Genomic DNA, 9,085 nt, shown 5'->3' on the forward strand with positions numbered 1-9,085 from the left:
TCTTCACACCCTGAGACGGGTCACGGGCTCAGGCCGCGACGAGACCCCGCTGAGGGGCGGAGGGCAGCCATAGGCTGCCCACTGTGTGGGCCTGTCAACCGCACTCGCGAGATGATCTCCGGCTACGAAAATCTTGCCAGAGCCACGTTCCGTGTACGCCGACACGCCTCGAAGATCCGGACCGGCCACGGGCCGAGAATCAGCGTCCACCGCCAGGACGGCGCCACCAATATCGCCGCCACCATCCGACGAACCGCCTGCGACCACCGCCCTCGGCCTCACCTGAGGAATCCGGAAAAGATTACTTCACGCAATACCCCTGGGCCCCGATCGAGGATCGGAACTCCCAGCCCAAAAAGGATGTGAGGGCCCGCCAGCGAGCTGACGGACCCTCTTTTGCGGGATCGAGACTATCTCAAGAACCGATCTCTACTTGCATCAATTAGCTGAGGGTCGCTGCCACACGTAAAATTCATGGCTTCCTCGGGAGTTTCCGGTGTGAAGCCTTCCTGGGCGCGAGATCTGGAAATCGTAAAACTGCACCTTTCCATTCTTCACTCGCCACGTGATGGCGTGGCCGACCTTACCTCCGGTACGCACCACTCCAAGAACTCCAGTAGCGCCTTCACCCCGGGCGGCGAGGTTCGCCAATAGGGCACGCCCATCAGTGAAGGAAGCCGCAGTCTGACCAAAGTGGGCATTGAGCTCAGCGACGGAAGCACTCTGCGGAAGAGTCGGGTTGAACTGACTCGCCGTGGACGGGTTGCCTGCGAGAGTCTCGGCTCCGGCGACCGAACAACGCACGCAGTTGTTAGGGGCGGACGAGAACTCGTCGTTCACGGGAGCGTGGAGATCGTTGTAGCGAGAGCTCAAGCGCTCGCTGGGGCCAGGGCCCCTGTCGGGTGCTCCCGGCCTAGTAGGAAGATCTCCCCACTCGCCCGGGTCAAGGTCATCCACATGGCTGTTCCCCAGGCGGGCCGCGCCGACGGCATTATCCACATTGCGCGCCCCTCGTATCACATCGTCAACGACTCCGACGGCACTCAGGACAAGGCATCCAACGGCCATAGCCTTTTCTTGTGTGGTCTGTGCCGACCGAATGGAATATACGTCTCCGACGATCGGGATCAGGCTGACAACGCCCCGGGTGTAGCCTTCGACGGCAACACGGGCCATTCCCTTCGCAAATTCGTCACGTACTTGACGGTTGACGCCGACTCCCTGAGATGCCCCAACGGCATTTCCCATTCCTTCAAATAGGGCCCCCCAGCCACTGTCGAGCCCGTTGGGATCAGCATATTCGACGGGATTGTTTTCGGTATAGGAATAGAGGTTCGCACTCCGGGGATTGATGAGGTCCGCCTCAGGGAGAAAGCGGTACTTGGGGTCGGAACTGATCCACTGCAGTGCAACGGAGTCATAATAGCGGTGGCCGTAGTAGTGCAGGCCGCTATGCGTATCGAATTCCTTTCCGTTGAATTCGTGAGTGTATTTGCCCTCCGGGGTGCCGGGATCGAGCTGCTGGGTGAGGACCTCGCCGAAGGGACCGTAGGTGGTGGCGCGCATGACGCGGCCGTCCGTGGCATTGATGGCGAGGATTTCGTGACCCTGCGGACTGGTGTAGTAGTACTCGAGGTTGGCGTTGGTGACGTCACCGTCGATGCGACCGACGGTGCCGTCCAGCGCGAGGGACTCGCGGTAGCTTGGATCTGTGGTGGGTGTGTAGACGCTTTCGAGTGCCCCGAACGTTCGGCGGACTTCGAGACTGTTGCCCTTGGCGTCGGTCTGCAGGACGGCGATGCGGTTGGGGCCGGCTCCGTCGTAGAAGTAGGTTTCCGCGGCTCCGTCTTCGCGGGTGGTGCGGGCGAGGCGACCGTAGCCGTCCCAGCGCTGCGTGATGGTGTCGCCGTCGGGAGTGGTGCGTTTGGTGGTGTTACCGGCGTCGTCGTAGTTGTAGGTGGTATAGGGGGTGGCATCGGGCTTGGTGAGTTGGGTCAGCCGCTGAGGGTTGGCCGGATCGTACATGTAGGAGACGTTGCGCGGGTTCATACGCACCGCGGGCGCCGTGTTGCCGATGTTGGCGCTGGCTAGGCGTCCACCATCGGTGTAGGTGAATGCTGCGATGTAGTCGACTCCACCGCCGGGCTGGACGGCGGTTTGGCGAGCGCTGGTGAGTTGGTGGCGGGCGTCGTAGTTGTAGGTGAAGGTGGTTGCGGCGTTGTTGATCAACTGCTCATACGTCGAGAGCAGGCGGCCGCCACCGTTGTAGGAGTTGTCGATGGTGTAGACGCTGGTGGTACCTACGGTGAGGCTGAAATCGTCGGGCTGGCCGGTCGGGGTGTAGGTGCGGTTTGCGGTCTGGCCCGCATAGCCGGCAACACCGCCCGGATTGGCCTGTCGGCGGGTGATCTGGCCGACGGCGTTCCGGGTCAGTTCGGCCACGGTCAGCAGCGGGCTGCCAGCAATGCGGGTGCGCAGGCTCAGGGGTTGTCCTGCTTGGTCGTAGGCGTAGGTGAGGGTGTTGCCGGTGTGCCCACCGCTGGTGGTGAACACGCTGGCCTCCACCATTCCGGCAGCAGCGACGGTGAGGCTCTGGTGCTGGGTTTCGGCGGTGGAGGGGATGCCTCCGGTTTCAGTGAGGGTTTGGCTGGTGCCGGCGAGGTTCCCCAGAGGGCCGTAACGATTGATGGTGGTGGCCGCCGGGCTGGTGGTGTAGGCCAGACGTCCGATCTGCTGTTGAGCGTCGGCGCCGCTCAGTGAGGGATGGGCGGTGTCGTAGAAGCGGCGGCTGACTCCTGTCTTGAAAGCGGTCTGTTCCCCGGGAGTCAGGTCACGTACCGCGGGCGTCTCGGTGAGCGGGCGATTGAGATCGTCGTAAGTGATGGTGCGGGTGTATGCGGTGGCTTGCCCGACCGGGTGCGGCTCGGTGACTGATGTCAGGTTGCCGTTGCGGTCATAGCCGTACGCCCACTGCTTACCGGAGGAGGTAACCGTGGTGCGGTTACCCACCCAGTCATGTGTCATCGAGGTGACGACATCGTCAGGGTCGGTGATGGTGGCGATATTGCCGTTCTTGTCGTACGTGTAGGACGTCGCCGCGTAGGTGTCGGCATCGGTGCGCTCGGACACCTCTACCAAGCGGCCGGCCGGATCGGTTCGTAGAATCTTTTCGGATTGGTCGAGGACGTCGGCGACCATCTCGGTGGTGGTGGTGGTAAAGCCGTTGTAGACGTTCTGGGAGAGCAGAGCCTGGGCGCCGCTATCGGCGCGAGGTCCGTAGAGCTTGACCGCCCGGTCCAGACCGTCGCGCTCAAACCGGTAGGCGACAGTGCCGGTGCCGGTGGAAGCCGGGGTTGTGATCGCCTTGAGGCCGCCAGTGATGTCGTAGTCGTACAGGGTCTCCTTCTGCGGATGCGGGTCCTGCTGCGTCAGCGTGCGGACGACCCGGCCCAGCCCGTCGTACTCGCTCAGCGTCTCAGACATCTGTCCGTCGCCGCCCAGGGCGTGAGTGATAGCCGAGGCTGGCGTGGAGCCGCCGGAGTTATAGGACGCTCCGTCGTCATAGCTGGCGGTGGCCACCACCTGGTTCGATCCACCGCCCACCGGGCTGATGGTGGTTGTCAGCGGCCGACCGAAACCGTCCACGCTCACCGCGGTGGCCTCCACCTTCGCAGCGGTATCGAAGGCGCAACCACTCGGGCTACCGTCGGCGCAGGTGAAGTTAGGGCCACGGGTGGCCAGCACGGCCCCGGTGCCCAGGTCTACCTCCGTCTCGGTGACATGGCCGGCCTCGTTGACCGACCGCACCGGGTACAGCCCGAAACCATCGTAGGTGATGGTGCTGTGCGGGGCAGCGGTGCCAGTAGACCCGTACTGTTCGGGCTGCCAGGTCTTGTGTACCTGTCCTGTCGCCGCACCGCTTTGGAACGCCTGCACGAATGAGGTCAGTTCCCGGCCTGTGCCGTCTTCCACGCTGCTCGACCGCAGGAACTTGTACGTCCCTCCGTTCGCCGCGTCGTCCACATATCGTATGTGCAACGCACCGGTCTGCTCGGTGCCCGAAGGAGTCACCCGCTCGCCGACGGTGTCGTACGTGGCCAGTCGATACACGGATGGCGTGAACGTCAGCCGGTAGTACTGGATCGTGGTGCGGCGCGTCTCGGTCACACCCTCCCCGTTGATGAAGCTGGTGCTGCTGGTCTTTGGTACATGCAGCGCGAACCGGGACCCATCGAATTCCGACTGGAACGTCGTTGCCGTCAGCACCCGCTTGGCGGCCGTCTGACAACTACTCAACGGCTCGCCCTGGACCCCGGCGCAGGTGTAGGCACTGCCGCCCGAAGAATGCACCACCCGCATCGGGAACCCGGAGCTCATCCCCGGCGAGCGGGTCACACTCGGCAGCGTGAAGGAGGTATAGGCGGGGCTGGAGACACTGACCACATTGGTCTCAACCATCGGGTCGAAGCCACCTGGAAACGCCTCCGCGCCCAGTGCCGTCACCGTACGGTTCGCAAGCCCCCGGTAATCCAGGTCATAGACATACGTCGTCGACACCGTCGACAGCCGGCCGGTGCCCGCGCCCACGTTCTTCAGCGCCACCGCCTCCCGGTAACCGCGCACTGCCATGTTTCCGTACGCATCCGCGGTGCGCTGCGGGTCCAGGTAGGAGTAGCGCACCGTCGAGGACGCCTCGCCGTGCCCTGGATTAGTCCGTACCTCCGAGGTCACCCAGCGACCCGCCATGGTGTCCCGCTCGTAGGAAACAGTGGTCTTCGCCCCGTACCCGTTGGCAATCGTCCGCAACAGACGTGCAGGCGCCGCCCGATCCGCCGACTGGTCCAGCACAGGCTTCGCGAACCGCACCTCGGGCACACCGTCCTCATCGGCGTCGCCCACCAGATCCCGTAGCCCATCGCCGTTCAGATCGATGGGGTACTTGTGAGCGACCTGGACCAGTTTGCCGTCAATCCCCATGCTGGAGCCCAGATGAAAGGGAGCGACGACGGCGTCGACGGCCCGCTCGGCAAGCCACCCGGCGCCTCCGCCCAGCAATACGAAGCCAGCGTGCCCGACGGTATCGATACCAACGAGGTCACCCACGCCGTCGTAGTCCATGTCGGTCATTCCCCGGAGGACGTCATGACGTCTGGCGCTATCCCCCATGTACTGAAAGGGGTTGTTGACGGCGCTGGAGGAGTGGCCCTTCCAGGGCACTTCTGCCTTGGGGCTGAACCCGTCGGCCAGATCGAAATCTGGCTTGCTGGCTTCGAGTCCGAAGCGATCTCCCCGACTGAGATACACCTGCAACTCATCCGGGCTGGCATTTTCGTTACGAAAGACCTGGTCCGGCAGGCCATCACCGTTCACATCGAAGATCGCCGCCTTCTGCGCGTAGTTGAACCCGTTGTCGTCGTAGTCGGTCGCCGCGGAGCTGTTGAACAGGGAAGTGCCCAGGTCCCACAGAGTGCCCGGGCTCTCATAGTCGCCCTCCTTCTTCCCGCGCATCAGGACGTTGTCGTTACTCCCGACCTGCCCGAGGTAGTCCGGCTTCCCGTCGCCATCGATATCCTGACGGACGATAGGAGAATTGTCCCACTCGGCACTGGTTCCGGAGATGCCGAAGTGGTACTGAGGTCCTTGGATCTTAACTCCCTCCGAATGGGGGTTCATTAGGGTCGGCTGGGAAGCGAAGCCGTGCCCGGTGTTGCGGTACACGTACCAACGCTTCTGGACTCCTATACCGCCAGTGTGCTCATCATCCTTGTCGGTGAAATAGTGACCCTCGTCCCAGTTCTCGTCCTCCCAGGGGAAGACACCCTTTGCCGGGCAAGGGATGTTGAACGTACTGTCGTAGCAGCCGTAGATGAACACCGGCTGGGCCACCATGTCCGGCAACCCATCGAGATCGGCATCGAAGAAATCTCGATAGATCCTGTACGCACTCGTCTGATTCCCATCCGACCATGCAGACTTCGTCATGTCACAGAAGCCAGGCTGGGTAGCGCTGACCGGGACGTCGGCATTGGCGAATTCAACGAAGAACTCAGGGAACTCGTTAGCGTTCTTCTCGAACGTGCCGTCTCCCTGGTTCAAATAGACGTTGACCATGCAGTTCACCTCATGGCCGCCCGCACCCGGGTCCGTGATCGGATCATCCTCAAGGATGTCGATCAGGCCATCGCCGTTGATGTCCACCCACAGGTAGGCAGCACTGCCACTCTTGGTGCGCGGCATGGGGCCGTACTCTGCGTACCACCCATCCGGAGACGGAAGCACCAGCGACTGCTCAGGCCCATAGTCGCTCAGCTTCGTGTAGGCCGAAGCCTTGCCGTAGGTGAACTCCACCGGCGGCTTGACCGTTTGATAGCCCGCCTCGCCCATGGGGACGTTGGGCGACACGGCCGTCTCCTGAACTGATGACAACTGGCGGAAAGGGGCTGCCGTACCGCTCGTGGCGCACTCCGTGGAAGTGTCGTAGTTCAGTTGGTAGCTACGGATCAGGGCCCACGCAGGCTGGCCACTGGCCGGTGGCGACGGATCCCCGTCCGCATCACGCCATGTCGTCACAGAGGTCAGACGCCGGGTCCCAGTCAGGTGCCCAAAACCCAGCCCGTAGTCGAGACGGCCCCCCAAAGGCAGCGCCGCCGGACTGACCTGCGCACCCGGGCAGAACTCAGGATTTGCCTCGTACTGCAGAACGGCTGACGCGTACGAGGCACCCTCGGGGTTGCCGTAATCGATCCGGTCAAGGCGGAACTCCCTCGCCTCACCGGCTGCCGGCGCACTCGTTCCCCGCCCAACCGTGGAGTAGGTGTAGGTTGTCGTGTCACCGTACGATGACTCTTCCAGCACCAGCGGGGCGTACGTGTAGGGATGCTGGCTCTTCTCACCGAAATATCGGGTAACCCCGTCATTGGTCCTGACCCGCCACCAGTAGTCCTGGGCAGACACTCCGCCCAGGAACTCATAGATCGCGTACGAGCTGTCGAAAATGCCGCGGAACCCGCGTGCCCCCGTCGACACTGGCAACGTCGCGTCGGAAACGAGCTCCTCACCCCCTGGACCCACGAAATGCGACGGATCCTCAGGCAGGAATGAGTAAGCGTCGGCAAGCCTCTGACTGCCGGCCCTCCGGTCCCCCCGGATCGCGGGCACCGTCAGCTCCCAGCCAGCTGCCACCCCTCCGTGGACCGCGCTTTCCGACGAGTACGCCAAACCGAGGGACGGAGTGAAACCCATCCTCCCTTCCGGCAGCTCAAAGCTGAATGTGTAACCGAAATCGCCCCTCTTGGTGTCCACCTCACCACCGCCAGGGCGGGATTCACTGGGCGGCCCCTGAGCCGCCATCGTCGGCGAGATGCTTCCCTCCTCGTACGCGGCGGCGGCTGTGGAAACGGTCCACGGCATCACCCCCGCCCCCAGCGCCGCAACCACGGCGGCGACCACTCCCGTGCGCACCACACCGTGCCATCCACGCCGCCGTCGCGCTACGTCATGTTTGTCGTCCGGGAACTGTCCTTCCCTTCTGTGAGCTGAGCGTAGGACTCTGAACCGTCCGAATGATCTCTTATATTTCATTGAAGTATCCTCCTTCTCCATTTCTATTCAGGGTTACCGTGGGGGAACCGGGTGCCCATGTGCCGTTCGCGATTGCGGGTTCACGAGTCGGTGCACCTTCTTGGCGCTGGCGAGCCCGCCATCCGGCACGAGGACGTGCCATGCGCCGTCCACGCCGTCGTCGCCGGTCTGTCCCGGTGTCGTATCGCCCGAGTAGCGGTACGCTGGCCAGTCGGCCAGACCCAGGGCGGAGGGCGTTGGTCCGGGCAGTGTGATGGGCTTGCCGTCCGAGGCGAGCACCGGCTTCCATACCTTGGCGCATCCCCCTCGCAATGCGAGGTCGACGGCTTGTCGTTGTCCTGGCCGAAGCGGTAGGGGACGAATTCCTTCTTGCGGACTGCCGCCTCGCACACGGGCGGACGTGCCGGTCCCTACGGCTGCGATCGAGCGGACCTCAGCCGTTGCTCCAACGGGGGCGGTTAAACGGGAAGGGAACACAAGGGCCTCCAAGTCTCATGACTCGCAAAGCGATACGGAGGCCTTCTGCCGACCGGTTCATCGAGAGCGGGGCTGAGGAGCAAGACGCTCCCGCCGTCCGGTAGTACCTGCGCGGACATCAGGGCTCGAAGGAGGCCGAGCAGAGGACCGCAGTGAGCGACTCTGTCGGGGATCTTGTGCGCGCGGCTCATTTGCCTTGTCGCCACCAGCATTCCCAGGTCAGGCCGCGGGCATCGAGGTACTGCTGGAAGGTCGTGGGGCGTCGGGGGCGGTGGGGGTGGCGAGTTGTGCGTGAGGCGAGGCGTTCGATGTTGATGGCGATGCCGGTCAGGACGTGCTGCACGTGTGTCTTGCGGTGGCCGTGGTAGCGGCTGCGGCGGGCCCGGTGTCCGTTGATGAACTCGCAGATGGTGCCTTCGACTCCGGACCGGGTGGCGTAGAGCCGTCTCCATTGGGAGTCTTGCTGGTTCGCGCGGTTCTGGGCCTGGAGTTCATGCAGATGCTGTGGGAGGAAGTTCACGGTGCGGGCGGCAGTGCCGCGGGCGCAGGCGGGCCGGTCGGGGCACGGGTTGCACTGGTACGGGCGGAACCGGGCCACGGTGTAGGGGGCCATGGCCGGTGGCTCGAGCCAGATGTGGCTGGTCCTGCCGTTGGGGCAGGTGACCTGGCGCTGGTCGCAGTCGATGGTGAAGTCGTCCCTGGTGAAGCCGGTCTGTTCCTTGCTCTGCCATGCTCCGCTGGCCTTGACGGGTCCGACGAGTTCGACCTGGTGGTCGCGGAGGGAGCGGTGCAGCAGCGCGACGGAGAGGTAGCCGCCTCGAGAAGGTGCTGCCGGGGCAGCAGCCCGCGGTCACGGAGCCGGATGTGGATGCCGGGGAGGGCCTCGGTGTCCCTGGTCGGCTTGGTGGTGGCGATGTCCGTGATCAGGTTGGCCTGAGAGGTCGTTTTCTCCCAGTGTTTCATCCCGGAATCGACTGTTTGGTCTGCGGTGTCGGGTCGCGCCAGGAGATGGCGTTCTCGCTGGTGA

The 9,085-nt window shown here is 63.7% G+C and carries 2 protein-coding genes; both read right to left on the reverse strand.

Annotated elements, in window-relative coordinates; translation table 11 throughout:
• Positions 1-438 precede the first annotated feature (438 nt).
• A complete protein-coding gene (locus ACFUJR_RS37810) occupies positions 439-7,449 on the reverse strand; it encodes an RHS repeat-associated core domain-containing protein (RefSeq protein ID WP_383179571.1) in 7,011 nt (2,336 codons plus the stop codon).
• A gap of 796 nt (positions 7,450-8,245) precedes the next feature.
• Positions 8,246-8,854: a transposase gene (locus ACFUJR_RS37815; RefSeq protein ID WP_383451223.1), complete on the reverse strand. Its 609-nt coding sequence runs from the start codon at positions 8,852-8,854 to the stop codon at positions 8,246-8,248.
• Between the last annotated feature and the right edge of the window lie 231 nt (positions 8,855-9,085).

This window comes from Streptomyces sp. NPDC057271, from assembly GCF_042668715.1.
Lineage (GTDB): Bacteria > Actinomycetota > Actinomycetes > Streptomycetales > Streptomycetaceae > Streptomyces.